This is a genomic window from Planifilum fulgidum (assembly GCF_900113175.1).
Lineage (GTDB): Bacteria > Bacillota > Bacilli > Thermoactinomycetales > DSM-44946 > Planifilum > Planifilum fulgidum.
On sequence record NZ_FOOK01000006.1, the window covers coordinates 85,550 to 110,815 of the forward strand.

At 59.3% G+C, this 25,266-nt stretch carries 21 protein-coding genes, 1 pseudogene and 2 riboswitches; of the genes and pseudogenes, 15 read left to right on the forward strand and 7 right to left on the reverse strand.

All coding sequences use genetic code 11. The annotated features are described in order from the left end of the window. Positions 1–157: 157 nt before the first annotated feature. From BM063_RS17920 to BM063_RS05205, 6 genes are all read left to right on the forward strand, one after another. Positions 158–622, forward strand: a complete 465-nt coding sequence (locus BM063_RS17920) for a FixH family protein (protein WP_245752080.1) — start codon at positions 158–160, stop codon at positions 620–622. A 388-nt stretch (positions 623–1,010) separates the two neighbouring features. Then, positions 1,011–1,937, forward strand: a complete 927-nt coding sequence (locus tag BM063_RS05185) for an ABC transporter ATP-binding protein (RefSeq protein ID WP_177198996.1) — start codon at positions 1,011–1,013, stop codon at positions 1,935–1,937. Beyond that, a complete protein-coding gene (locus BM063_RS05190) occupies positions 1,934–2,704 on the forward strand; it encodes an ABC transporter permease (RefSeq protein ID WP_092036534.1) in 771 nt (256 codons plus the stop codon). The genes BM063_RS05185 and BM063_RS05190 overlap by 4 nt, the downstream gene beginning before the upstream one ends. 152 nt (positions 2,705–2,856) lie before the next feature. Continuing rightward, a riboswitch (SAM riboswitch) is annotated at positions 2,857–2,969 on the forward strand. A 73-nt stretch (positions 2,970–3,042) separates the two neighbouring features. Beyond that, complete coding sequence (locus BM063_RS05195) at positions 3,043–4,023, forward strand: methionine ABC transporter ATP-binding protein (protein ID WP_092036680.1); 981 nt, start codon at positions 3,043–3,045, stop codon at positions 4,021–4,023. Further along, a complete protein-coding gene (locus BM063_RS05200; protein ID WP_092036536.1) occupies positions 4,016–4,672 on the forward strand; it encodes a methionine ABC transporter permease in 657 nt (218 codons plus the stop codon). The genes BM063_RS05195 and BM063_RS05200 overlap by 8 nt, the downstream gene beginning before the upstream one ends. 45 nt (positions 4,673–4,717) lie before the next feature. Beyond that, positions 4,718–5,512: a MetQ/NlpA family ABC transporter substrate-binding protein gene (locus BM063_RS05205; protein WP_092036538.1), complete on the forward strand. Its 795-nt coding sequence runs from the start codon at positions 4,718–4,720 to the stop codon at positions 5,510–5,512. A 209-nt stretch (positions 5,513–5,721) separates the two neighbouring features. On the opposite strand, the gene BM063_RS05215 is transcribed toward BM063_RS05205, so the two are convergent. Further along, on the reverse strand, positions 5,722–7,317 hold the full coding sequence (locus BM063_RS05215; RefSeq protein ID WP_092036543.1) for an APC family permease: 1,596 nt from the start codon (positions 7,315–7,317) through the stop codon (positions 5,722–5,724). A 570-nt stretch (positions 7,318–7,887) separates the two neighbouring features. Here BM063_RS05215 and BM063_RS05220 point away from each other — a divergent pair. The 5 genes and pseudogenes from BM063_RS05220 to BM063_RS05240 all read left to right on the forward strand — a co-directional run bounded on the left by BM063_RS05220 (position 7,888) and on the right by BM063_RS05240 (position 13,128). Continuing rightward, positions 7,888–8,469, forward strand: a complete 582-nt coding sequence (locus BM063_RS05220; protein ID WP_177198998.1) for a TetR/AcrR family transcriptional regulator — start codon at positions 7,888–7,890, stop codon at positions 8,467–8,469. Positions 8,470–8,597: 128 nt separating this feature from the next. Beyond that, entirely contained in the window at positions 8,598–9,719 is a 1,122-nt protein-coding gene (locus BM063_RS05225) for an ABC transporter permease (protein ID WP_092036547.1), read from the forward strand. Next, positions 9,719–10,414 carry an ABC transporter ATP-binding protein gene (locus BM063_RS05230; RefSeq protein WP_092036549.1) on the forward strand — a complete coding sequence of 232 codons (696 nt, stop codon included), beginning with the start codon at positions 9,719–9,721 and terminating at the stop codon, positions 10,412–10,414. The genes BM063_RS05225 and BM063_RS05230 overlap by 1 nt, the downstream gene beginning before the upstream one ends. Before the next feature lie 407 nt (positions 10,415–10,821). Beyond that, positions 10,822–11,605 (forward strand): annotated as a pseudogene (locus tag BM063_RS05235) (23S rRNA (adenine(2058)-N(6))-methyltransferase Erm(C)). Positions 11,606–12,009: 404 nt separating this feature from the next. After that, positions 12,010–13,128, forward strand: a complete 1,119-nt coding sequence (locus BM063_RS05240; protein ID WP_092036551.1) for a ZIP family metal transporter — start codon at positions 12,010–12,012, stop codon at positions 13,126–13,128. A gap of 265 nt (positions 13,129–13,393) precedes the next feature. Here BM063_RS05240 and BM063_RS05245 read toward each other — a convergent pair whose 3' ends face one another. From BM063_RS05245 to BM063_RS05270, 6 genes are all read right to left on the reverse strand, one after another. Beyond that, complete coding sequence (locus tag BM063_RS05245; RefSeq protein WP_092036553.1) at positions 13,394–14,995, reverse strand: amidohydrolase; 1,602 nt, start codon at positions 14,993–14,995, stop codon at positions 13,394–13,396. A 28-nt stretch (positions 14,996–15,023) separates the two neighbouring features. Further along, positions 15,024–16,415, reverse strand: a complete 1,392-nt coding sequence (rlmD, locus tag BM063_RS05250) for a 23S rRNA (uracil(1939)-C(5))-methyltransferase RlmD (protein WP_092036682.1) — start codon at positions 16,413–16,415, stop codon at positions 15,024–15,026. Positions 16,416–16,498: 83 nt separating this feature from the next. Next, positions 16,499–17,812, reverse strand: coding sequence for a homoserine dehydrogenase (locus tag BM063_RS05255; protein ID WP_177198999.1), 1,314 nt, complete (start codon positions 17,810–17,812; stop codon positions 16,499–16,501). Positions 17,813–17,899: 87 nt separating this feature from the next. Further along, a riboswitch (SAM riboswitch) is annotated at positions 17,900–18,031 on the reverse strand. 165 nt (positions 18,032–18,196) lie between these two features. Continuing rightward, the gene (locus tag BM063_RS05260) at positions 18,197–18,484 is read right to left on the reverse strand and encodes a small, acid-soluble spore protein, alpha/beta type (protein WP_092036557.1); all 288 of its coding nucleotides are present in this window, start codon (positions 18,482–18,484) and stop codon (positions 18,197–18,199) included. A gap of 104 nt (positions 18,485–18,588) precedes the next feature. Beyond that, entirely contained in the window at positions 18,589–19,206 is a 618-nt protein-coding gene (locus BM063_RS05265) for a superoxide dismutase (protein ID WP_092036559.1), read from the reverse strand. A 120-nt stretch (positions 19,207–19,326) separates the two neighbouring features. Then, positions 19,327–20,454, reverse strand: a complete 1,128-nt coding sequence (locus BM063_RS05270) for an HAD family hydrolase (protein WP_342713740.1) — start codon at positions 20,452–20,454, stop codon at positions 19,327–19,329. Positions 20,455–20,705: 251 nt separating this feature from the next. On the opposite strand from BM063_RS05270, the gene BM063_RS05275 reads away from it, so the two are divergent. The 4 genes from BM063_RS05275 (at position 20,706) to BM063_RS05290 (ending at position 25,248) form a co-directional block, all read left to right on the forward strand. Further along, positions 20,706–21,488 (forward strand): DeoR/GlpR family DNA-binding transcription regulator, encoded by a 783-nt coding sequence (locus BM063_RS05275; protein WP_092036563.1) that lies wholly within the window; start codon positions 20,706–20,708, stop codon positions 21,486–21,488. Then, positions 21,485–22,744 (forward strand): four-carbon acid sugar kinase family protein, encoded by a 1,260-nt coding sequence (locus BM063_RS05280; RefSeq protein WP_092036565.1) that lies wholly within the window; start codon positions 21,485–21,487, stop codon positions 22,742–22,744. Before BM063_RS05275 ends, BM063_RS05280 begins: the two co-directional genes overlap by 4 nt. Beyond that, positions 22,741–23,751 carry a 4-hydroxythreonine-4-phosphate dehydrogenase PdxA gene (gene pdxA / locus BM063_RS05285; protein ID WP_092036567.1) on the forward strand — a complete coding sequence of 337 codons (1,011 nt, stop codon included), beginning with the start codon at positions 22,741–22,743 and terminating at the stop codon, positions 23,749–23,751. Before BM063_RS05280 ends, pdxA begins: the two co-directional genes overlap by 4 nt. Before the next feature lie 126 nt (positions 23,752–23,877). Next, positions 23,878–25,248 (forward strand): GntP family permease, encoded by a 1,371-nt coding sequence (locus BM063_RS05290; protein WP_092036684.1) that lies wholly within the window; start codon positions 23,878–23,880, stop codon positions 25,246–25,248. Positions 25,249–25,266: the final 18 nt, after the last annotated feature.

The following is a 25,266-nucleotide window of genomic DNA, read 5'->3' on the forward strand; positions in this document are numbered from 1 at the left end:
CGAGGAAGACAAACATTCACGCAAAGTTCATCCTTGCCGCAAAAGAGGGGGGATATAATGAGATTGACTGGACGCATGCATTCCGGGACAACCTGGCATCCAACATCGACCGCCGTTTTGACGGATGCGATATCACAGAGGGAAAGGACTGATATCCATGCAATGGATTCGAATGCCGGCCCTGTTGATGATCGCCCTCCTCGCCTTCGCGGCGGCCGCCTGCGGAACCTCTCCGGACGAGGGAAAACCGGAACAAAGCGGCGCCGCTTCGGAGCATCAGGAAGGCCACTCCGAACATGACGCCGGAAAAAATGCTCCCTCCGCCCCGAAGGTGAAGATGGATCTGCCCGAGGACGCGAAGGCCGGAAAGGAAGTCTTAATCCAAATCACCGTCACCCATGAGGGAGAACCGGTCAACGACGCGGACGAAGTGCAGTTCGAAATCTGGAAAAAGGGAGCGCCCAAGGACGATCATGAAATGATCGACGCGGAAAAAACGGGAGACGGGGTGTATTCCATCAAAAAGACCTTCCCGGAACCCGGGGAATACAAGGTGATGTACCATGTGACGGCGAGGGGAAGCCATGTGATGGAACCCGCCGAAACCCTGGTCGTCCAATGATGCCCCCGTGGAACAAAGGGGGTTTTTCTTTACATCCGCCGGAAAACCGCTGACGGCCGGCGGAAAGGCGAAACCGAGGCCCGAATCGGCCCTCCGCTCCATCGCGGACCGCTTTTTCACAGGCGGGAGGCCGGGACGCTGACAAACCTCAAAGTCCGGGGGCGGGAGGCGTTTTCCGCTCCGTCTTTATGCAGCAGGACTCGGCAAAAACCGCCTGACCAACCCTGTGCCTTCCCGCCGCGGAGGGCTTTTTTCTTCCGGGGAACCGGCAAACGGGGACGCTCTGTCGGGAGTGTTTCCCTTTTTTTCGTCGAATCAACGCGTACAATGAAGATGGGAACCGGATTCGACGTCGAGTTCGGAGAACGCCGCGTCCACGGAGGTCGTCATGATAAACAGCCCTGTGTTGGAAATCCGCGATGTGAGCAAAGAGATCGGCCGGCGGCGAATCATCGATTCCGTTTCGCTGAAGGTGTACCCGGGAGAAGTCATGGGAATTCTGGGGCCCAACGGCGCCGGAAAAACCACGCTGATCCGGCTGATGACGGGCCTCGTCGCCCCCACCCGGGGGGAGATCCGGATTCGGGGAAAATGCGTGCGATCCCAGTTTGAACAGGCCATGAAGCATGTGGGAGCCATCGTGGAAAATCCGGAGTTTTACCCGTTCCTGACGGGATACAAGAATTTGCTCCACTTTGCCCGGATGGTTCCGGGGGTGGGCGAAAAGCGGATCCGGGAAGTCATTTCCCTGGTGAAACTGGAGGAGGCCATCCACGATCCGGTCAAAACCTATTCTCTGGGGATGCGCCAGCGCCTGGGGGTGGCCCAGGCGATTCTGCACCGTCCCGCCCTGCTCATCCTGGACGAGCCCACCAACGGGCTGGATCCCGCGGGCATTCGCGAACTGCGGGATTATCTGCGCCGTCTGGCCGAGAAGGAACGGACGGCGGTGGTCGTGTCCAGCCATTTGCTTTCGGAGATGCAGCTGATGTGCGACCGGGTGGCCATCCTCCGGGGTGGAAAACTGATCGAAGTCCGGCGGATGAGCGAAATTCTCCGGCGGGATTCCGAGGAACTCCGAACCCGCTTCGAGGTGGATCGGACGGATCCGGTCCCGTCGGTACTGCTTCAACTGGGCTTAAACCGCGAGTGGAAAGAATGCCCCGGCGGTTTTGAGATAAGGCTGCGGCGGGAGGAAACCGCGGAGCTGAACCGGCGGTTGATCGAGGCCGGCGTTCGGGTGTACGCCATCCGACGGCTGGAACAGTCGCTGGAAGAACGATTCCTGGAATTGACGGAAGGGGATGCGCCGTGATCCTGGGAAGGCTGATCCGAAACGAACAGATGAAAATCATGGACCGGACGCGGACCCTGGTCATGTGGGCGCTGCTGATCCTGGCGGTCTGCCTGTTGGCGATCGGTCAGCGATTGATCTTGGTCTCCGGCGCCCCGGTGGACATGTGGGAATTCGCCGAGGGTTGCACCCACCTGCTGTTCATCGTCCAATTGTTCACCCTGGTCGTCGCGGGAGATATCATCTCCAGCGAGTTCTCCTGGGGAACGGCGAAATTGCTGCTCATCCGTCCCGTGAGCCGGACCCGCATCCTGCTGTCCAAATTTGCGGCGGTCGTCACCTTCCTTTTGGCCTGCATGGCCGTCCTCCTGCTGGCTTCGCTGCTGTTCGGAGCGGTCTTCTTCCGCTGGACGGGATTGGGTGACGCCCTGGAAGCCCTGAAACAACTATTTGCGCGCTACGGACTGTATGGGGTGGAAGTCCTCGTGACCGCCTCCCTCGCCTTCATGCTGTCCGCCGCATCCCGCAGCAGCACCCTGTCCGTCGGGCTGTCCATTTTTCTCTTTTTTTCCGGTGGATTTCTATCGGAATTATTGAAAATATGGGGAATCAGCTGGGGAAAATACCTGCTGTTTGCCAATCTGGATCTTTCGCCCTATTTCTACGGCCACTCCCCGCCTTTTCCGGGCATGTCCCTCGCTCACTCCCTGCTGGTGCTCGTCATCCATTTTGCGCTGTTTCACCTGATCGCCTGGTGGTCCTTTGCCAAACGGGATGTCCTGACCTGAGGCAGCCGGTCGCATTAAAACTTTTCCGATAAGATTTGTCGGCCCATCCAATCAAAACAGTTTGTATATTTTGGAATAACGCGGCGCTGTTGACACGCCGAGGGCGCCGTAGTAGGATGTTTCATGACAATTTCATACGGTGATTCCGCGCGCTCTTATCCAGAGAGGTGGAGGGACTGGCCCGATGAAACCCGGCAACCGTCCGCGGCCATACGCGGAAATGGTGCCAATTCCTGCAGAGCCCAACGGTTCTGGCAGATGAGAGAGGCGATTTTAGATATAAGATCCCTTTCTGCTCTGGCAGGAAGGGATTTTTTCGTCAACGGGTGGTGAAATCGATGATCGTACTGGATCATGTGAGCAAAGTGTACCGCTCTCCGAAGGACGGAGACGTGGTTGCCCTCAAGGATATTCATCTGGAAATCAAACGCGGGGAGATCTTCGGCATCGTCGGCCACAGCGGCGCCGGAAAGAGCACGCTCCTGCGCCTGCTCAACGGCCTGGAGAAGCCTACGTCGGGCCGGGTGACGGTGGACGGAATCCCCATCTCCGAAAGCAGCGAGCGCCAGCTGAGGGAAGCGCGAAAGAAAATCGGCATGATCTTTCAGCACTTCCACCTGCTCTGGTCGCGCACCGTCTGGGAAAACGTGGCCTTCCCCCTGGAGCTGGCCGGAAAGCCGAAACGGGAGATCCGGGAAAAGGTGGACACCCTGCTGGAACGGGTGGGGCTCACCCACCGGGCCAACGCTTATCCCGCTCAACTGTCCGGCGGACAGAAACAGCGGGTCGGGATCGCCCGGGCCTTGGCCAACGATCCGACCGTGCTGCTTTGCGATGAAGCGACGTCGGCCCTGGACCCCGAAACCACCGCTTCCATCCTGGAGCTGCTCAAGGAGATCCACCGGGACACCGGCATCACCATGGTGGTCATCACCCACGAAATGAGCGTCGTCAAACGGCTCTGCCAGCGCATGGCCGTCATGGAAGACGGAAAGATCGTGGAGCAGGGCGAAGTGGAGGCCCTGTTCCGCGAGCCGAAGCACCCGGTGACCCGGCAATTTGTGGAATCCCTGATCGCCGAAAAAGAAAACGCCGAACGGCACACCGCCTTGATCCGGATTCCTTCGCGCAAGCTGGACCTTTTGTGGGGCCTTCTGGCGGAACGGGTCAAGCGGGGCGTGACCGCCACCATCCTGCCCGATGCCGCGGAAAGCGGAGACCATGTGACGCTGCGGATCGGCGGGCCGAAGGACGCGGTCCAAGAAGCGGTAGCAGCCCTGAAGCAGGATGAACACCGCGAGGTGATCCCCCATGTTTGATCAACTGGACACCCAATTGTTGTGGCAGGCAACCGGGGAAACGATATACATGGTGGCCATCTCCACCTTCTTCTCGGCCCTGATCGGCATCCCCCTGGGCGTGCTGCTGGTCATCACCGACAAGGGCCATCTTTGGGAAAATGTGGCGCTTCAGCGCCTTTTGGGCGTGGTTGTCAACCTGTTCCGGGCGGTTCCCTTCATCGTGCTGGTTCTCTTCCTCTTTCCCCTGTCCAAACTGCTGGTGGGAACCACCCTCGGGCCGACGGCGGCCACGATTCCCCTGATCGCAGGGGCCGCCCCCTTTTATGCGCGCATGGTGGAAACCGCCATCCGGGAAATCGACCGGGGCGTGATCGAAGCGGCCTTGGCCATGGGGGCCACCCGGATGCAGATCGTCCGAAAGGTGCTGTTGCCGGAGGCCAAGCCGGCGATCATCTCCGGCCTGACCGTCACCTGCGTCTCCCTGATCAGCTTTTCGGCGATGGCGGGGATCGTGGGCGGCGGCGGCCTGGGCGACGCCGCATACCGCTTCGGCTTCCAGTCCTTCAACGACCAGATGCTGTACGCCTGCGGCCTGTTGCTCGTCCTCTTCGTGCAGCTGGTGCAGTGGGGCGGCGACCGGCTGGCGCGACGCGTCGACAAACGATAAACCCGATCCGTCAACCGACTTATCCGGAAAAGGAGGCATCGAATCATGAAAAAATGGTGGCTCGGACTGCTCTCGCTCGCTCTGCTGCTGGCAACGGCCGCATGCGGCGGAGGCAGCCAGGAAAAAACGACGCTCCACGTGGGGGCCACGCAGGTGCCCCATGCCGAAATCCTGAACCACATCAAACCGACGCTGGAAAAAGAGGGCATCCAGCTGGAGGTGCGCGTCTTCCAGGATTACGTTCTGCCCAATAAAGCGGTGGAAGAAGGGGAACTGGACGCCAACTACTTCCAGCACATCCCCTGGATGGAATCCACCAACAAGGAACAGGGATGGCACCTGGTCAAGGTGACGGGCGTGCACATCGAACCGATGGGAGCCTACTCCAAAAAATACAAATCCAAAGAGGAGATCCCCGACGGCGCGACGGTCGCCCTCCCCAACGCCACCAGTGAAATGACCCGGGTCCTGCTGTTGCTGGATCAGCAAGGGCTGATTAAACTGGACAACCGCGAAGGGGACAAAACCCTCAAAAACATCCGGTCCAACCCGAAAAAGCTGAAATTCAAGGCGCTGGAACCGGCCATCCTGCCGAGGGTCCTGGATCAGGTGGACGTGGCGGTCATCAACACCAACTACGCCCTTCAGGCCAAGCTGAATCCGCTGAAGGATTCCCTGTTCATCGAGGACAAGAATTCCCCCTATGTGAACGTGTTGGCCGTCAAGAAAGGCAATGAAAAGGATCCGGCCATCCAAAAGCTGGCCGAAGCTCTCACCTCTCCGGAAGTGAAAAAGTTCATTGAGGAAAAATACGACGGCGCCGTCGTTCCGGCCTTCTGAATGAAAACCCCCGCGCACAAGGCGCGGGGGTTATTGATTACAAGCCACCGACAAAATGGATGAGGGGGCGATTTTTCGTCCCGGCGCCCGCAAAAGCAGGAACCGCCCGGCAACCCCCCCGATGCCCATGCCGAAATCTGTTTCCACCCTGCGCACGAGGCGCAGGGTTTTCAGCACTGGACCCGGGACGGCTTTTCCTGAAAAGCCGATCACAGCGACGCGATCCACGCCTTCCGCACCTTCTCCTCCCGGTCCTCCCGGACGGAACCGGCGCGCCGGGCGCTCCGGATCCCCCAGAAGTAGAAGGCCAGAGCACAGGCGGCAATCAACAGCATGTCCACACCGTAGGGAATCAGGTTGTACCCGCCGAATCGCTCGCTGCCCAGACAGGAAACCAGGACGATGAAGGCGAGGTATCCGATCAGCCACAATCCGGCTTTCAACCGGGGGATGAAATCGGTCCAGCCCTCCTTTGCCTGGTAATAGAGGTAGATCGGCAGGCCCAGCACCATGATCAAAACCACTTTGCCCGTCAGCGGCCAGGTCGCCCAATAAAGGATCAAGGAGGCCAGGATGAACGCCACCGGGGCGATCACGCCCATCCCCTTCACCCGGATCGGACGGTTCGCCACGTCCCTTTGGCGCAGCACCATGACGGCAACGGGCCCCGTTGCGTAGGAAATGAGCGTGGCGACGGAAATCACCTCCGCCAGGGATCCCCATCCGCGGAACAAAAAGAGGAAAACGAAGGCAACCGCCAAATTGAGCCACAGGGCCGCCCGCGGAACCCCGTATTTCGGGTGAATCGACCCGAATATTTTGGGCATATAACCGTTCTCCTTCATGCCGTAAACCATCCGCGCCGTGGTGGCGGTGTTGGTGATGCCCGCCCCGGACGGTGAAACAAAGGCGTCGGCAAAGAGAAGCAGGGCCAGCCAATTGAGATTGAGGGCGATCGCCAGGTCGGCAAAGGGCGAGTTAAAGTGGATGCCTCCCCAGCCCTTGGCGGCCTGTTCCGGGGAAACGGCCCCGATAAAGGCAACTTGCAGCAGGATGTAGATCCCGCCGGCCATCAGGATCGACCCGACCACCGCGATCGGGATCGAGCGGCTCGGGTTTTTCGCTTCCCCCGCCAGATTGACCGGACTTTGGAAACCGTTGAAGGCGAACACCACGCCCGAGGTGGCCACCGCCGTGAGCACTCCGGACCAGCCATGGGGGGCAAAGCCGCCGTGGTCCGTAAAGTTTTCGGCGTGGAAGCCGGCGGCGATCAACCCCGCCACGGTGAGAAGGGGAACGGCCAGTTTGAACACGGTGATGGCGCTGTTCGCCGCCGCAAACAGGCGAACGGTCCAGAAATTCAGCAGAAAGTAAACGATGATCAACGCCCCGGCCAAGAGGAGTCCCGCCGGGGACAGTTCCTGCCCGTCGTACAGGCGCCCGGCCCATTCCCAGGGCCACGAGCTCATATATTGGACGGAAGCCACCGCTTCCACGGGGATGACCGATACGATCGCGATCCAGTTGGCCCATCCGGAGAGAAATCCGACGAAGGGGCCGTGCGAATGCTGGGCGTACCGCACCATTCCCCCCGTCTGGGGAAACATCGTTCCCAGCTCGGCATAGGTCAGCCCGATGAATACCGTGGCGATCATTCCCAAAACCCACGCGATGACGGCGGCCGGCCCGGCGACGGATGCCGCTTTCCAGGCACCGAACAGCCAGCCGGAACCGATGATGGTCCCCAGCCCCGTCATCAACAGGGCAAAAGTTCCCAGTTCCTTCCTCACGTTTTTCTCCGACACCTTCTCCACTCCCCAACCCGCGAGACAACTTGAGGGATCGGGAAATGCCCCGCGGCGCCTATATTGGGGAGAATTATATCACAAATGGATTTACGGATTCTATTTATTTTACCTTTTGCAAAAAATTGATTCTATTGACCAAACCGATGACATCAGCGGACGGGCTCCCATTTTTACTGTTTAAAAATTGAAAACAAAGGATTTTTCTTGCTTTGCGGGCATTCGTTTGTCTGATTTCAAATATGCGCATTACAAAATTCTTATAAAAAATAAGGGAAAAAGCCCCGCATGCATCCCGAACCCTCCCCTTCCATTCCCCCCTCCCACAGGGGAGATGGATTTCGCCTATAGGCGCCGCGGTCAAAAAACCGCAAAGCCATGGCGGTCCGGGTGCGGTTGCCGGGTCCCGATGTGATCCCGAAAATGATGAAAACAGGAAGGAAATCCTTTTATAAACAGCCCGGTTTGCACGCTTTTTTGTCAAGCGGGGGCAATTTCGTGCTGCCTGCCAAACGGCGACGTGTTTGCAACGCTTGAGCAAATTCACTTATGATAAAAAGGGGTGAAATGATGGCGCGTGAAAGTAAATTTACTAAAAGCGATTTATATCAGGCCACCCACCATCTGCTGCTGCAACACGGCTACGCAGGGTTTCACTTCGGATTGCTTGCAGAAAAATTAAATATAACCAGAGCGGCTTTATACAAGTATTTCAATAACAAAGACGAGCTGATTACGGAATATATGGCTTATGAAATGGAACGATTTCTGGAGGAACTCGAAAAAATCGGTGAATATTCCCGTTTTGAGGATCAATTGGACTTTCTGCTGCGGGTGATTTTAAAATACAGCGACATCCACCAGATCCTCTCCATGGCATTTCAAATCCCGAAATCGAAGCATGCGAAGGTCAATCAAACGTTGCAACAGTTGGAGCATCAACACGAAAAAATGTATGCGCTGTTAAACGGTTTCATCCACTTGGGGAAAAAAGAAAAGATGCTCAAACCGGAATTACCCGAGCACCTCCTGCTTGGTTTTATTTTTAACGCGGTGAACATTCCCAATCGGTCACACGTGCCGGAAGAAGAGTGGAAGAATTTGATCAAGGAGTTTCTTTGTTATGGAATGTTTGGAAAAAGATGTAATTGACACTTGTGTAACCTTGGCCTATAATAGCCCCTAGCAATTTATTTTATGTCGAAAGTTACACTTGTGTAACATTAGACCCAAAGGGCATATACACGACAAAATCCAGTAAACACAAAAGAGGTGGACCTATGTTTCTCGCATTAAGGGAATTGAGACATGCCAAATTCCGTTTTTTTATGATCGGTATGATCTTGTTGTTGATCTCTTGGCTTGTTTTCATTTTGTCCGGACTGGGAAACGGTCTTTCTTCCCTCAGTGCCGCGGTTTTCAAGAATATGGATGCGGATTACGTTGTTTTTGAAGAAGGATCCCGTCACTCCATGCTGAGGTCGGTGATCTCGGAGGACTTGGTCAAGGATCTCAAAGATCAAAACAATGTGCTTGATGCCGCCCCCATGGGTTATCGTACGGCAGTGGTTCTTAAAGAAAATATGTCGTCCGATGATGAAAAGATTGACGTCTCCTTCATCGGAATTCAACCGGGCACATTTTTGGAACCCGAAACCGTTGAGGGGAAGGGGCTTGCCAAAGGGAAGGACTCCGAAGTCATCGTCGATGTATCATTGAAAGATTCAGGCATTCAACTGGGGGACACCCTTGAAATTGAAGGGACTACGCAGACCATCAAAGTGGTTGGCTTTGTGGAAAATCAATCCTTTAACCATTTGCCGGCCGTTTTTATGACTTTGGATATGTGGCGCGAGATTCATTTTGCGGCGCCAGGCTCAGACATGGGGATCGACAAACCCGTCAACGCCATTATGCTCCAAGGGAAGAACATCTCTCCGGAAAAGATCGATCAATCGCTGAAAGGGATTGAAACGGCAACCAAACAAGAAGCCATTAACGGCGTGCCCGGCTACACGGCTGAAAATGGGACGATTATGATGATGCTTGCATTTCTCCTGACCATTTCCGCTGTGGTGGTTAGCGTTTTCTTCTATGTGATCACGCTGCAAAAAACGAACCAATTTGGAATTATGAAGGCAATCGGGGCCAGCAACTCCTTCCTTGGACGATCCGTCGTTTCACAAGTGTTCCTGCTTGCTGCAACAAGCATTGGCTTGGGCATCGTGCTCACTTACGGAACGGCGGCCATTTTTCCGAAAGAAATGCCCTTTGCACTTGACCCCGTGCTTCTCATCGCCTATGCCGTCGCGCTGCTTGCGGTCTCTGTCTTGAGTTCCCTGATTTCCGTCAGAAAGATCACAAAGATAGATCCACTTCAAGCCATCGGGAGGATCGAATAATGACAGGCATTGTTCTGGATAATGTATCCAAATATTATAAAGTGGGAGATCAAGAACTTCGGGTTTTAAATCACGTTTCCATAACGGTTCATCCTGGCCAGTTTGTCGCAGTGATCGGCCCCTCGGGTTCCGGAAAAAGCACCTTTCTCTCCATCGCCGGTGCCCTTCTTGAGCCTTCCGAAGGCGATGTCATCATCAATGGCATCCGTCTGTCCGGTCTGAAACCGAAGGAACTTGCAAAGCTGCGTTTGGAGCAGATCGGCTTTATTTTTCAATCCTCCAACCTTGTGCCCTACTTGACCGTTCTGGATCAACTGTTGGTTGTGAAGAAAATGGCCGGCTCGATGACAAATAAGGATAAACGTTTTGCTCAAGAGTTGTTGGAAGAAGTGGGCTTGGGAGACAAACTCCACAAGTTCCCCGATCAGCTTTCAGGTGGAGAACGGCAGCGGACGGCCATTGCCCGCGCCTTCATGAACGATCCAAGCATCATTCTTGCCGACGAACCGACAGCCAGCCTCGATACACAACGGGCCTTTGAAGTGGTCGAACTGATTTCACGCGGCGTGCGCTCACGAAACAAGGCCGCCATCATGGTTACCCATGACGAGCGTTTATTAAAATATTGCGACAAGGTGTATCAAATGCTGGATGGAAACCTGACATTGCTCAAAGAAACCTCGGCGGTCCGTTAAACGGGGTCGATCTTTATCATCAGTTTGTTATCATCAAGACTGGATTTTACGCCTTGCAGGAGGGCGGCTTCGTGCATTCGGCCAGACTTCGCATCCCCGTTTTGAACGCGTAATTTCATACCGCTTAAAGCCTCTGTTTGTGAAGCAGAGTGCGGGAGAAGTCTGCCCTTTTTCACCCCTCAGGCAAAAGCGAAAACCGTTTTCAGGGAAAAAGGCAGCTTGAGCTGCCTTTTTTGTTTCGACGACTCCGCGGAGGGTCTGCAAGGAATGGGCCCGATCCGCCGGGGCGGTCCAGCCGTTATCTCTTCCTGTGCTCTGCTTCACAAGCGGTCAGCTTGTGGATTTTTTGGAAAGAAAGGGGTAACGCGTCTTTCCGCCCGCGCAAATTTGCCAAACAGACAAGCGGAATCGACCCGCCCCATTTTTTGGGCCGGCATTTCATTCATGACAAAAAACGGATTCGGGACATGGTGGCGCCGGCCCAAATCGAACCGCACGAAACGGTGCTGGATTTGGGAGCCGGAAAAGGAGCTCACCTTTGCCTTGGCCGAACGGGCGGGGAAAGGGATCGCCGTGGAGTATGATGCCCGGCTGGTTGACCGGCTGAGGAGGAAGACCTTTTCCAACGTAAAAATCATTCAAGACGACATCTTGAACATCAAGCTGCCTGGGGAAAAATTCGTGGTGGTCTCCCATATCCCCTATGCCATCACCATGCCCATTCTGAAAAAGCTCCTGAACAACCCGTCAAGCGGCTTCCAAAGGGGATTGCTGGTGATGGAAAAAGGGGCGGCCAAACGCTTCACGTCCAAATTTGTGAAGGACAGTTACGTGGCCCTGTGGCGCATCCATTTTCACCTGCGGTATATGAGAACCATCTCCGCGTGCCATTTCTCGCCGCCGCCCCGCGTGGAATCCGCTTTGCTCAAAATTGAGCGGAGAGCGGTTCCGGTGATCCGGCCCAAGGCTTGTTTTGCCTTTTGGGCGCTGGCAAGTGATGTGTTGAAGGAGCTGCGGGCCCCCATTGATGAGGCGCTCAAAGGGGTTTTCACGCGCCCCCAAATCACCCGGTTGAGACGCCATTTGGGGATTGGACCCGACTTTGCCGCGGGCTTTTTATCCGCGATAGAGCGGCATGTGCCCAAGGAAAAATGGTCCAGGATGAAAAGAAAAAAGCGGATCTCTATTTAGTCGCCCTCCCTGTTCCGAAGGCTAAGGCGGGCTTGCGGGACTTCTTCCCCGCTTTTTTCTTTTGGCAAGCCCCGTCCAAACTTCACAACCTCAAACCGCACACCATCGGCCGGTTGGTCCTCATCCTCCTGCTGAAATCGCCGGATCATCATGATCGAAGCCGGACCTGTCGGCGGATTTCAGGGAATTCCGCACATGTTTTCTTCCCTGCGCCGATGAGGGGCAGCGCGCTCCGCCCGTTGTCCGGGGAAACTGCCCAATCCATGACAAAACGGAAAAGCGGTGATAACCGCCGGAGACGTCTCATACATCCTAAACAAACCCTTCCTTGCGAAAGGGCCTCTTAAGGATGCGGAGGGGAACGCTCCCTGCATGCTGGTGACGATCAAAAGGAGGCGAAGCGGATGGCGGTTTGGGGATGGGTGGCGGTCGCCGCCCTGGGATACCTTCTCGGCGGATGTGCGATCGGGTGGAAAAAACACTGGTCTGAGCGGGGTCTTCAGGCGCTCTTGGCCGTCAGCACCGGGGTGTTGCTGGCGGTGGCCATCCTGGGAATGCTTCCCCACGGATTGGCCGAATCGCCAAACGGAATCCCCTGGGTTCTCGCGGGGTTGCTTGCCGCCTGCGGGCTGCAGCGATGGCTCGGGAAAAGAAAACAGGAGAAGGCGGCCCATTCTCCGGGGGCGATGTGGGGAGCCTTGACCGGGATGGGAATCCACGCCTTTTTCGAAGGGGTGGCCCTGGGAGTCGGGTTCCACGCCGACGCCCGCCTGGGACTGGCGGTGTTGTCCGCCTTGGTGTTGCACAAAATTCCGGAGGGGGTGGCGATCGCCTCCCTCGCGGTGGCCGACGGAAGGAGAAAAAAAGCGATGGCGGCCGTCGGAATCCTGGCCGCCAGCACCGCCCTGGGAACCGGGGCGGCGCTCGCCGCGGCGGAAATCTCGGCGGCGGGCATTCCGCTCTTGTTTTCCGCGGGAATCCTGCTCTATATCGCGGGCACCGAATTGTGGCCGGCGGTCAACCGAAAACGCGGATGGGGCGGCCTGGTGTGGCTCTTGTCCGGCATCCTGCTGTACGGACTTTTGGGTTGGGGAAGCGAACTCCTCGCGCCGGCGGATGCCCATTCCCACACGCACCACGCGGTTTCTCCCCCTTCCGGGGCTTCCTCTTCCCATGATTCCCATCACCACGCACCGCTGGAGGTCCCCGGGGGATTGCCGGTGCCATCCGTTGAAATGAAGGTGGAGCCGGATGCGAAGGGAGGGTGGAACATCCACCTGTCCACTTCCCATTTCCGGTTTGCCCCGGAACGGGTCAACGGGCCGCACCGTCCGGGGGAGGGGCACGCCCACCTTTACGTGGACGATCGGAAAATCGCCCGCCTGTACGCCCCCTGGTTCCACCTGGATTCGCTCCCCCCGGGAACCCACACCCTGCGGGTGGAGCTGAACAGCAACGATCACCGGCCCCTGACGCACCGGGGAAAGATCATCGAAGACACCGTCACCCTCTCGGTTCGGTAAAATTAAGCAGGAAGCGGTACACCCCGCTTCCCCTCACGCCACTTCGTCCCTGGCGACAGCGCCCGTACCGGGCGCATCAAAACAAAAGGCCGTCCCGAGACGGAACGGTTTCAGGCTTTTGGCAGAGTATCAAGAGGGAAGCGATTTTTCGTCTCGGCTCCACGCAGTAGCGAGTCGCTCAACGAAAAATCGCTTCCCGATTCCCATGCTTCGAGATTTGTCAGCAGTCTCAAATCGCCATCAAAGGGTGCGGCCTTGCTTATGCTTACCCCTCATAACCGATCCGCCCGTTGACCAGAGTCAGCACCACCCGGGCCTTCAGGAGATCCTCCGGATCGGTCTCCAACGGATTGCGGTCGAAAACGGTCACGTCGGCCCATTTGCCGATGGAAAGGGTTCCCCGCTCCCTTTCCTCCCCCGCGGCGAAGGCGCTCCCCTTGGTGAAGAGGGTCAGCGCCTCCCGCGGGGTGAGCCGTTCTCCGGGAAAATAACCTTCCGGGGGCCCCTCTCCTCCGGGCGGGCGGCGGGTGACGGCCGCATGAATCCCCAGCAGGGGGTTCATCGGTTCGATCGGTGCGTCGCTGCCCCCGGCACAGACCAATCCCTCCCGCAGCATCGTTTTGAAGGCGTAGGCGCAGGGCGAAAGCTCCGGCCCCAATCGATCCATCACCCAGGGGAAATCCCCGGCGACGAACCGGGGCTGGACATCCAGCACCACCGGCAGCCTTTTCAGCCGTTCGATGAGGTCCCGCCTCAGCACCGAGGCGTGGATCAGCCGGTCGGGCAGGCGCCCCTTCCCCGCGGGTAGCGTCTCCAACACCCGGATGACCCGCTCCGCCGCCAGGTCCCCGATCGCGTGAACGGCGACGGGATATCCCAGCCGGCGGGCCCCTGCCGCCAGTTCCATCATCTCCTCCCGGGAGTGGACGGCCATGCCCGTCCGGCCCGGGTCATCGCGGTAGGGCCGGCTGAGAAGAGCGGTGCGCCCGCCCAGCGAGCCGTCGGCGAAGATCTTGACTCCCCCGACGGTTACCCACTCGTCGCCGTCCCCCGCCCAGAGGCCCAGTTCCTCCGCCTCCCCCAGATGGGGATGGTAGATCAAGTGGTGGGTGCGAAAGGGGATCCCTTCCGCGGCCAGCTCACGATAAATCCGGAGGGTGTCGGAAAGGCTTCCCACTTCGCGCAAATCGTCGATATGGGCCCCCGTCAATCCGAGGGAAAGGGCATATCTTGCGGCCTGACGGATCATCTCCTTCAACTGGGCGAAAGCGGGACGGGGCTGGGCATCGAAAAAGGGGCGGGAAGCCTCTTCATAAATCAAACCGTTCAGCTTGCCCGAAGCGTCGCGCCCGTAAGCCCCCCGCGGCGGATCCGGGGCATCCTCGGCCACTTTCGCCGCCCGAAAGGCCGCCGAATTGGCCAGATGGACATGGTGACACACCCGGGTCAGCAGTACCGGATGGCGGGGTGCGATTTCATCCAGCTCCTCCCGGGTGGGAATCATCCTTTCCCGGAACCGGTTCTCATCCCAATTGGACCCCAGGATCCATTTTCCCGGAGGGGTCTTTGCGACCCGCTCCCGGAGCAGACGAAGCATCTCCTCCTTGGAACGGGCGCGGGAAAAGTCGATCAACAGGAACTTCCGCCCGAACATGGCCAGGTGGAGGTGGCTGTCCACCAGGCCGGGCACGGCAAATCCTCCCTGAAGATCGATCCGGCGGACACCGGCGCGTCCGTGTTGCAGTTCCACCTCTTCGCGATCCCCGGCGGCGACGATGCGCCCCTTTTCCACATAAAGGGCTTCCGCCTCCGGACGTTCCGCATCCAGTGTGAAGATCCGTCCGCCCGTCAACAGCACCCTCTCCATCGCGCATCTCCTCTCCTTCCGCATCCGGTCATTCCCTTTCCCCGTCCCGCTCCAGGGTGCAAACCGCTTCCACGTGGGAGGTCTGCGGAAACATGTCCACCGGGACGATCCGGCGGATCCGGTATCCCCCCTCGAGGAGGCGGGCGCAATCCTTGGCCAGGGTGGAGGGATTGCAGGAAACATAGATCAACCGGGGCACCTTCGCCCGGATCAGGGCGTCGATCAGACCTCCCCCCAGTCCGGTCCGGGGAGGGTCCACGATCACCACATCCGGCCGAAATCCCTCCGACACCCGTCGGGGAAGCCATTCTTCGGCGCGTCCGACATGATATTCCGCGTTGTGGATCCCGTTTCGGCGGGCGTTTTCCCGGGCGTTCCGGACGGCTTCGGGAACCGTGTCCATCCCGATCACCCGGCGCGCCTCCGGAGCCAGCCACAGGCCGATCGCCCCCACGCCGCAGTAGGCATCCACCACGATCTCCCGGCCCGTGAGGGACGCCGCCCGTTTCACCTCGTCGTACAGTTTGACCGTCTGCTCCGGGTTCAGCTGAAAAAAGGCGGGGGCGGAAAGGGCGTACGTTCGCCCGTCCAGCACTTCGCGGATCGCCTCCGCCCCCCACAGCACCCGGCTTCGCTCCCCCCACACCGCGGAAGTCCTCCGGGGATTGACATTGAGAACGATGCTGGCCAGCCGGGGCAGACATTCCCTCAGCCGTTTCACCAGACGCTCCTCCCGGGGAAGAGCGGGGGTGCGGCTGATCAGCACCAATTGAACCTCCCCCGTTTGAAGGCCGATCCGCGCCACAAGGTGGCGGAGGGAGCCGGTGTGTTTCCGCTCATCGTATATCGGGATGTCCAGCTCCTCCACCACCCGGCGGGCCGCCTCCAGCGTCCGGTTCACTTCCGGATGCTGGATCGGACAATCCCCCGTTTCGATCAGCCGGTGGGATCTTGCGGAAAACATGCCCATTTTCACGCGGCCGTCGATCCGCTTCAGCGGCAATTGCGCCTTGTTCCGGTACCGCCAGGGATCGTCCATTCCCACCGTGGGGGCGATGGGGAGATCCTTCAGGCCGGTGTAACGGAAAAAGGCCTCCTCCACAAGCTCCCTCTTCAATTGAAGCTGAAAGGGATAGTCGATGTGCTGCAGCTGACACCCCCCGCATGCCTCGTAGACGGGGCACGGAGGTTTCCTCCGGCGGGGAGAGGGTTTGAGGACGCGAAGGAGGCGGGCCCGGGCATACTGCCGCTCCTCTTCGAACACCCTGGCCAACACCGTCTCTCCGGGAATCGCCCCCTCGACGAACACCACCTTTTTTTGAAAGTATCCGATCCCTTCCCCGTTGATCCCCATCCGGCGGATCGGAAGGCGGATCACCCGCCCTTCGGCCAGTCGCGCAGATTGTTCGGCTTTGTTCATCTTTTCCGTTCCCTTCCCTGCCGTTTTCCCGCAAAAAAAGCCTGTGCGGCCATCATACCACACAGGCAGTCCCTTTTCCCACCTCACTGAGCCGAACTGATTTTTTCCTCCCGTTCTTCGCCGACGGGCTCCGGCATCCCCAGCAGGGGGCGAAAGACGACCCTTTCCGCCTCCAACCCCAGTTCCTCCGTCAATTTCTCCTCCAGGGACGGATCCCAGCGGCGCAAAATCAACGCCAGCGCGCCCCGTTCGGCCCCCGGCAGCCAGGCGACATCCACGGCCGAGGTCCCGAACCGTTTCAACCGCTCCTTCACTTGGTGAGAGATGTCGGAGCCGAGGCGGTCCTTCGTCTCGATGAAGGCGAAGCGGGCTCCCCCCTCCTCCCAGACGGGGAGAACCAGGGGTCGTCGGTAGGGAAGCGGCCGGGGAAGGGGGAGGCGGAACAGGTTGCAAAGGTCCTCCACCATGGCGCTGGCGGTGGGTTGCTCTCCCGCCCCCTGTCCGACCAGCGTCACGTCCTGAACCGTGTCCGCTTCGACATGGATGGCATTGTAGACGCCGTTGATGCCGGCCAAGGGATGGGACAGGGGGACCAGGGTGGGCCCCACCTGCAGGGCGACGGGCCCTTCTTCCCCGAACTGCTCCGCCTTGGCCAGCAGTTTGATCTTGTACCCCAACCGGTGGGCCAACTCCAACTCCTCGGGGGAAATGTCGGTGATGCCCCGCCGGGCGATCTCGTCGACGGACACCACGGCCCCGAAGGCGAGACGGCTGAGAATCGCCAGTTTGTGGGCGGCATCCAATCCTTCCACATCGGCGGTGGGATCGGCCTCCGCATAGCCCCGCCGCTGGGCCTCCGCCAGCACTTCCTCAAAGGGGCGCTGGTGTTCCCCCATCTGCGTCAAAATGAAGTTGGTGGTTCCGTTCAAGATTCCGGATACGCGCATGATCCGGTTCGCCTTCAGAAAATGCTGCAGGGTCCCCAGCACCGGAATCCCGCCGCCGACACTGGCTTCATACAAAAGCTGAACCCCGTGCTCCCGGGCCAGTTTCTCCAATTCCGCGCCGTGTTTGGCGATCAGTTCCTTGTTGGCCGTCACCACGTGGCATCGGGTGCGGATGGCCCGTTCGATGTAAGTTCGGGCAGGTTCCACCCCGCCCATCGCTTCCATGACCACGTCGACCCCTGTCGCCATGATCTCCTCGAACCGGGTAGTGAGCAGGTGCTGCACTCCGTCCACTTTTCGCTTCTTGTTCGGATCGCGAACCAGGATGTGCTTCACTTCGAACAGGAGTCCGGTTCGGCGCGCAATCACATCCTGATTGCTCTGGAGCATTTTGTACACGCCGGTTCCCACGGTCCCCAGTCCCAACAGGGCCACATCGATCCGGTCCACTCCGCTTCCCTCCCTGTGCACATTGGATAAAATGAAAACCCTCTTCGAATAAGAAGAGGGTATGTAGCCGCATCATCCATACCCCGCTCCTTATCTCTCAGCGCCCCCGGCACTGCAGGAATTGGCACCTTTGCCCCGTTCAAGGCGCCACCCCGAGGGGTGACGGGGCAAGGTTGCCGGGCTTCATCGGGCCAGTCCCTCCGCCTCTCTGGATAACGAGTCGGGTCAAGCTATGCAATTTAATTAGTCCTTATTATCGTACAACGTTCCCCCTTTGTCAAATCTTTTTTTTGTCCAAAACGATTTTTTCTATTTGAACGGTTCCGCCTCCTTTTCGCAGGCGGCGTGCAAGGAAACGGCCCGGATGCCGGGCCGTCGAAAACCTCAGGGGCGCCTCTGGCGAGCCAGCGCTTCCTCCGCTCTTTTCACCATCTCCTTCACCATGCGGCCGCCGATGGCACCGCCGATTTTGCCGGCCTCGGCGGCGGTCAGATCGCCGTTGTCTTCCGGTTTCAAGGGTACGCCCAACCGGCGGGCCACTTCGAACTTGACCTGTTCGGGATGTATCGGGCCCGTTCCCAGCTCCCGGCTCATCACCTGAGCCTTCAGCCGCTCCATTTCTCCGCGGGCCCGGGGCACCAGCAGCCGGTTGCGGCGACGCCTGCGCGCCATCTCACCACCCCCTGGGCTTAGTGTGTCCAGCCTCCGGGCTCTCTTACACCGGCACAAAAAAACCTCCGGCCGAAACCGGAGGTCAAGGGCCCGGGATTTTCCCCTCATCCGCGGGCGTTCAGGTAGCGTTTGTTCACTTCTTCCCAGTTCACCACATTCCACCAGGCCTTCACATAATCGGGCCGCTTGTTTTGGTATTTCAGGTAATAGGCATGCTCCCAAACGTCGAGGCCCAAAATCGGTTGGTCGCCGTCCATCAGCGGGTTGTCCTGGTTCGGGGTGCTGGTTACGGCCAGTTTCCCGTCGGATTTCACAACCAGCCAGGCCCAGCCGCTGCCGAAGCGGGTGAGGGCCGCCTTGGTGAATTCCTCCTGGAACTTTTCGAAGCTGCCGAAGGTTTGGTTGATCGCGTCGGCCAGCTCCCCGGTCGGTTGACCGCCGCCGTTGGGGCTCATGATTTGCCAGAAGAGGGTGTGGTTATAGTGGCCGCCCCCGTTGTTGCGAACCGCGGTGCGGATCGATTCCGGCACCTCGTTGAGGTTGCGCAACAGATCTTCCAGCGATTTTTCGGCCAAAGCGGAATGACCTTCCAGCGCGGCGTTCAGGTTGTTCACGTAGGTGGCATGGTGACGGCCGTGATGGATCTCCATCGTCCGGGCATCGATGTGCGGTTCCAGCGCATTGGCGGGATAAGGCAGCGCGGGCAATTCAAACTTTGCCATACACGTGATCCCTCCGTTATGTAGATTTGGTTCAACAGGATGGCCTGCTGCAAAGTGTCCAATCACCTATTATTATGACCCAAAATCCGGGATATGGTCAATTTTTTTTCGCGGAAAGTTTCAGAAGATCGCATCCGGCAACCGGGTCACGTCCTCCAGGATGTAATCGGCGCCCAATTCCTCAAATTTCGGCCTCGCCTTTTCCCCGGTCAATCCCGTCAAGGTGGCGGCGAAACGGCATCCCATCCGGCGCGCCGCCAACAGATCGGCGACGGAATCGCCGACGATCAGCACCTCTTCGGCCCCCGGAAGCGGAAAATCGGCGTCAAGACACGCTTCATCCGGCGCCTTCAGGCCCAAATAGCCCTTCACATAGGTGAAGGGATGCGGCTTGCCCAGCGGAGCCCGATCGGGGTGGGACTCCTCCGCCCGAACCACCTCGCTGGCGGTGACGATCCGTTCCGGTTCGAAGGCATCCAGCAAACCCAGCGACCGGAGGGGCACCTCCGTCTCCAGGCGGGGGCGTCCCGTCCCGATCCCCAGGACGATGCCCCGGTCGCGCAGGCGGCGCAATGTCCTTTGGATCGCCTCCTTCGGGGCCAGGGGAATCTCCTGGTGAAGAAACCCCGGCTTTCCCGGCGTCCGGGGCTTGCTTCCCTCGACCCTCCGATACAAATCCTCGCCGAGATACCACTCCTGAAACGCCGATCTCCCCAGTTCCCACAGGGCGCTGTTTCGGGAAAAAACCGGCTTTTGAACGTCCAGCCAATCCTCCGCGAGCCGGTTGAGATGGAGGAGAATTTCGTGCTTTTCCGCCCGGGAAGAGGAAAAGGCGGGAATGAAGCCTTCGTAGGAAGGGCGGAAATCGATCCCGGCCTCCCGGACCACCCGGCCCAGCCCCTTCAACCGTTCCGCGTCGATCGGCTCCTCGAGCCAACTCCGGCTCCAGCCGGGCCGGATCTCCTCCAGCCGGCGGAGAAGGGACAAAAGCTGGCAGGAAAAGGTGAGAAACACCATGTCCCAGTTGGAGTTGATGCCCCGGGCCTTCAGCCAGTCCAGCACCCGGTCCTCGGCAAACACCTCCCGCCGGACCCGGCGGATGGTCCCCTCGTCGGGTTCCGGTGTGAAGTTTTCCCCGGACAATCCCAAATATTCCGGGTGGTGCAACATCTCCCACACGGTCAGGGCCGATGCGTCAAAACAGCGCTCCTCGCTGAGAAACACCCCGTCCACGTCAAACAAGATCATCCTGTACAAGTGCCGTTCCCCCCGTCATCAGCCTTTCCCTGAAACATTTCTTAATACTTTACCAGAACGGCGGAGAAAATCATAGGGGCCGTCGGCGCGCGCCCCTTCTCCCCAAAAAATGGATGAAAAAAACCGTTGACGAAATTTTTTCAAAGAGATATAGTGAATATCACAAAAAGAATCACTTCAGAACACTATATAACACATGATATGTTCATTTCTGTTCATAATCAAAGGAGCGAAACCGGTCCATGTTGTCCGCCGAGCGAAGACGATTGATCCTGAAACAGATTGAGACGGAGGGTTCCGCCCAGATCAACCAATTGGCCGAGCGGTTCGGCGTGTCCGCGATGACCATCCGGCGGGATCTGGATGTGCTGGAGGCGGAACGAAGAATCGTCCGTACCCGCGGAGGAGCCATGCTGCGGGAAGATCCCCGGCGCGAGTTTCCCCACCGGTGGAAAGATGAGAGAAATCAGCCGGCCAAGGAAGCGATCGCCCGCCGGGCCGTCGCTCTGATCGGGTCGGGACAAAGCGTCATCCTCGATGCCGGTTCGACCAACTTGCGGCTGGCCCGGCAGATGACTTCCCTCCAAGACGTCATGCTGATCACGAACGATTTGAAAATCGCCTTGGAATTGGGCGACGTCGAAAGCCTTCACGTGGTGCTGACCGGGGGACAGCTGAAACCCAAGGTATACAGCCTCGAAGGGCACCACGGCGTGGCGATGCTGTCCGGATTCAACGTGGACACGGCGTTTATCGGTTGCGATGCCTTCGATCTGGAACGCGGCGCCATGACCAACAGCATGACCAAGATCACCATGAAACAGGCGATGATGAAAAGCGCCAGGCGAAGGGTGCTGCTGGCCGATTCCAGCAAATTTGAACAGCGGGCGCTCCTCTCCTTTGCGGACCTGACCGATTTCCACACCATCATCACCGATGACGGCATCCCCCCGGAGAGCGCCGAAGCCTGCCAAAAGGCGGGCATCGAAGTGATCATCGCTCCGAAGGAGGAAAGCGCAACATGACCCGGCTGGCGGTGATCGCCGACGACATCACCGGGGCCAACGCGACCGGGGTCCTCCTCCGCAAAAAGGGATGGAGGGTGGCGGCGCTGTTGGACCACCGCGCATCCCTTGACCGCCTGTCCTCCTGGGACGGCATCGTGTGGAACGCCAACTCCCGGCTTCTCCCCGCCGGGGAAGCGGGAAAGCGGGTCCGGGGGATGGCCCGCCGGCTCCGGGATCTGCCCTTCGGCGAGACCCTGCAACTGGCCAAGCGGATCGACAGCACCCTGCGGGGCGCCATCGGCGCCGAAACCGAAGCGATGCTGCAGGCTTGCCCCGGGGATGCGGTGGCGGCGGTCGTGCCCGCCTTCCCGGCATCCGGGAGGATCACGAGGGGGAAGACGCTGTTCGTCCACGGCGTCCCCGTCCACCAAACGGAGGTCGGGAGGGACCTCTTCTCCCCGGTTCGCACCTCCGATGTCGTCGAATTGATCCGGTCCCAGACCTCTCTGCCGGTGGAATGGGTGGAAACGGGAAAAGCCCCTCACCTGGCGGAAGCTCTGTCCAAAGCGGTGGCGCAGGGAGCCAAAATCGTGGTCTGCGACGCCGCGTCGGAACGGGACATTGAGGCCCTCGCCGAGGCCTGGGCCGCCCTGGAGATCCCCCTTCTTCCCGTCGATCCGGGTCCCTTTACGGCGGCATACGCCACCGCCAAAGCCTCGATGAAAAAACGCCTGCTGCTGATCGCCGGCACCCCGGCGCCCACCACCCGCGAACAATTGGAGGTGGTCCAAAGCGCCTTTTCTCCGGGCGTCATCGATGTGGACCTGAACCGGCTGGTGCAGGAGGATGATTTCCGCCGGACCGTCGATGAAATCGGCGCCCGGATGGACCGCCTGCTGCGGGGTCATTTCCTTCTTTTGCTGCGGACGGACCGGATCCCCTACTCCGGCCCAAATCCCGCCTTCGCCCTTGCCCGGGCCGTTCGAAGATGGATCGCCTCCCGCCCCTTTGACGGACTGTTTTTGTCCGGGGGTGAAGTGGCCGCCGCCGTCCTGAGGGAATTGGGGGCGGAAGCCGTGGAACTGCTGGAGGAGATCCTTCCCCTGGCGGTAATGGCCCGGATCATCGGCGGTCCCTTCGAAGGCATGAACATCGCCACCAAAGGGGGAGCGGCGGGCGGCCGGGAGGCCATCGTCGCCTGTGTCCGTTCCCTGCTGAAAGCCCCCCATCCCCCGCGAAACAACAAACAGACCGCACAGGAGGAGTGGAGATGACAACAAACAGACCCCTTTTGGGCATCACCATCGGCGACCCGGCGGGCATCGGTCCCGAAATCACCCTGAAGGCGCTGAAGGAAGAGGAATTTTACCGACTGTCCCGCCCCCTCGTCATCGGTTCCGCCCGGGTGCTCGAGCGCACCCGGGAGCAGCTCGGGCTTTCCCTGAAGATTCACCGCGTCAAAGACCCCTCCGAGGGACGGTACACCGCTGGAACGGTGGACGTCCTCGATATGGACAACATCGACGTCTCTTCCCTTCGGATGGGGGTCGTCCAGGAACATTGCGGCCGGGCCGCCTTCGAATACATCCAGCGGGCGGCCGAATGGGCAAAGGAGGGCACTATCGACGCCATCGTCACCGCCCCGATCAACAAGGAATCGCTGAAGGCCGCCGGCGTTCCCTACATCGGACACACGGAAATGCTGGCCGCCATGGCGGGAAGCCGGGAAGAAATGACCATGTTTCAGATCCAAAACGTCAAGATCTTCTTCCTCACCCGGCACCTCCCCCTGGCGGAAGCCTGCCGCAAAATCAGGGATGCCGACTTCGTATACGGCGGAATCCGCCGCGCTTATTCGGCCCTCTCATCCCTCACGGGGAAAAAGCCGACCCTGGCGGTGGCCGCCCTCAATCCCCACGCCGGTGAAGGGGGGCTTTTGGGAACGGAGGAGATCGAAGGAATCCTTCCGGCGGTTCAGCGGGCACAGCGGGAGGGCATGGACGTCGTGGGCCCCGTTCCCGCCGACTCGGTGTTCCACTTTGCCCGGAAGGGGGCCTATGACGCCGTCCTTTCCCTGTACCACGACCAGGGGCACATCGCGGCGAAGATGATCGACTTCGAGAAAACCGTCTCCATCACCCTCGGACTGCCGTTCCTCCGGACCAGCGTCGATCACGGCACCGCCTTCGACATCGCCGGGAAGGGAATCGCTTCTCCGGTCTCCATGATGGAGGCGATTCGGGCGGCCATCACCTATTCGATCAAAAAACCGGGACCCTGACGGAGCTTTCCGGGGGTCCCCCACGTCCACCTCGGGATGGAAGCGGTTCCTAAAGGAGGTGAGGAACCGGGCAGGAGGTCACAGATTTTCCGGATGCAAAACCGTTTTTTCAGGGAGGGATTTCAAATGGAAGCAACCGGAGGTCAAATGATTCTCGGACTACTTGTCGGAATCTTCGCGTTAGTCTTTCTGGTCCTCCGCACCAAGGTCCACGCCTTTCCGGCCCTGATCATCGCAGCCTCCTTGACGGGACTCATCGGGGGCATGACGCCTCCCGACGTGGTGAATGCGATCACGGCCGGCTTCGGAAACACCCTCGGCTCCATCGGGCTGGTCATCGGTTTCGGAGTGATGATGGGGCGCATTCTGGAGGTGTCCGGCGCCTCGGAGCGGATGGCCTACAGCTTTCTCAAATGGCTGGGGAAGCGGAAAGAGGAATGGGCGCTGGCCCTGACCGGTTACGTCGTCTCCATTCCGATCTTTGTGGACTCCGCCTTCGTCATCTTAACCCCGCTGGCGAAAGCGCTCTCATCCAAGACGGGGAAATCGGTCGTCGGCTTGGGAGTCGCCCTGGGGATCGGCTTGACGGCGACCCATCACCTGGTTCCTCCCACCCCCGGCCCCCTGGGAGTGGCGGGAATCTTCGGAGTGGACATCGGCGTGATGATTTTAACCGGCCTGCTCTTCGGGATTCCCGTCTTCATCACCGGCATCTACTATTCGAAATGGCTCGGAAAAAGGATTTATCAATTGCCCGATGAAACGGGGCTCGGATGGGTGCGGCCCGACCGGCCGAAAACCTATCAGGAATTGCTCGAATTGGAAGAGAAAAAAGACCTTCCGTCCTTGACCCGTTCGCTGGCCCCCATCGTGGTTCCGATCTTGCTGATCTTCGTCAACACGACCATCAGCGCCCTGGAACTTGAGAGCGGCATCTACGATTACCTGATGTTCGTCGGATCCCCCGTCATCGCCGTCGGCCTGGGACTTTTGATCGCCATTTACGGTTTGGTCCGCCACCTCCGCCGTTCGGAAGCCCTGGACCGGATGGAAGAGGGAATCCGTTCCGCCGGGATCATCCTGCTCGTCACCGGCGCCGGCGGAGCCCTGGGAAACGTCCTGCGGGAAAGCGGGACCGGCGAGGCGATCGCCAAGTGGATCGCCGACACCTCCCTGCCGGCCGTCCTGCTTCCCTTCGTCATCGCCAGCCTGGTTCGGCTGATCCAGGGAAGCGGCACGGTGGCGATGATCACCGCCGCCTCCATTTCCGCACCGATCCTGAGCGGCCTGGAGGTCAACATGGTGCTGGCGGCACAGGGGGCGGCGATCGGCTCCATGGTCTTCTCCTACTTCAACGACAGCATGTTCTGGGTCGCCAACCGGATGTTGGGGATTCGCGACACCAAGGAGCAGATTCTCACCTGGTCGGTGCCGACCACCCTCGCCTGGCTGGTTGCGCTGATCATGCTCCTCATCGCCACCGCACTGTTCGGATAAAGGGAAATTCGATCCCGT

What these genes read in the sequence shown, in the direction of transcription:
- BM063_RS17920 (WP_245752080.1), top strand. Translation starts at nt 158, where the DNA reads ATGCAATGGATTCGAATGCCGGCCCTGTTGATGATCGCCCTCCTCGCC.
- BM063_RS05185 (WP_177198996.1), top strand. Translation starts at nt 1,011, where the DNA reads ATGATAAACAGCCCTGTGTTGGAAATCCGCGATGTGAGCAAAGAGATC.
- BM063_RS05195 (WP_092036680.1), top strand. Translation starts at nt 3,043, where the DNA reads ATGATCGTACTGGATCATGTGAGCAAAGTGTACCGCTCTCCGAAGGAC.
- BM063_RS05200 (WP_092036536.1), top strand. Translation starts at nt 4,016, where the DNA reads ATGTTTGATCAACTGGACACCCAATTGTTGTGGCAGGCAACCGGGGAA.
- BM063_RS05205 (WP_092036538.1), top strand. Translation starts at nt 4,718, where the DNA reads ATGAAAAAATGGTGGCTCGGACTGCTCTCGCTCGCTCTGCTGCTGGCA.
- BM063_RS05220 (WP_177198998.1), top strand. Translation starts at nt 7,888, where the DNA reads ATGGCGCGTGAAAGTAAATTTACTAAAAGCGATTTATATCAGGCCACC.
- BM063_RS05225 (WP_092036547.1), top strand. Translation starts at nt 8,598, where the DNA reads ATGTTTCTCGCATTAAGGGAATTGAGACATGCCAAATTCCGTTTTTTT.
- BM063_RS05230 (WP_092036549.1), top strand. Translation starts at nt 9,719, where the DNA reads ATGACAGGCATTGTTCTGGATAATGTATCCAAATATTATAAAGTGGGA.
- BM063_RS05240 (WP_092036551.1), top strand. Translation starts at nt 12,010, where the DNA reads ATGGCGGTTTGGGGATGGGTGGCGGTCGCCGCCCTGGGATACCTTCTC.
- BM063_RS05245 (WP_092036553.1), bottom strand. Translation starts at nt 14,995, where the DNA reads ATGGAGAGGGTGCTGTTGACGGGCGGACGGATCTTCACACTGGATGCG.
- rlmD (WP_092036682.1), bottom strand. Translation starts at nt 16,415, where the DNA reads ATGAACAAAGCCGAACAATCTGCGCGACTGGCCGAAGGGCGGGTGATC.
- BM063_RS05260 (WP_092036557.1), bottom strand. Translation starts at nt 18,484, where the DNA reads ATGGCGCGCAGGCGTCGCCGCAACCGGCTGCTGGTGCCCCGGGCCCGC.
- BM063_RS05265 (WP_092036559.1), bottom strand. Translation starts at nt 19,206, where the DNA reads ATGGCAAAGTTTGAATTGCCCGCGCTGCCTTATCCCGCCAATGCGCTG.
- BM063_RS05270 (WP_342713740.1), bottom strand. Translation starts at nt 20,454, where the DNA reads ATGATCTTGTTTGACGTGGACGGGGTGTTTCTCAGCGAGGAGCGCTGT.
- BM063_RS05275 (WP_092036563.1), top strand. Translation starts at nt 20,706, where the DNA reads ATGTTGTCCGCCGAGCGAAGACGATTGATCCTGAAACAGATTGAGACG.
- BM063_RS05280 (WP_092036565.1), top strand. Translation starts at nt 21,485, where the DNA reads ATGACCCGGCTGGCGGTGATCGCCGACGACATCACCGGGGCCAACGCG.
- pdxA (WP_092036567.1), top strand. Translation starts at nt 22,741, where the DNA reads ATGACAACAAACAGACCCCTTTTGGGCATCACCATCGGCGACCCGGCG.
- BM063_RS05290 (WP_092036684.1), top strand. Translation starts at nt 23,878, where the DNA reads ATGGAAGCAACCGGAGGTCAAATGATTCTCGGACTACTTGTCGGAATC.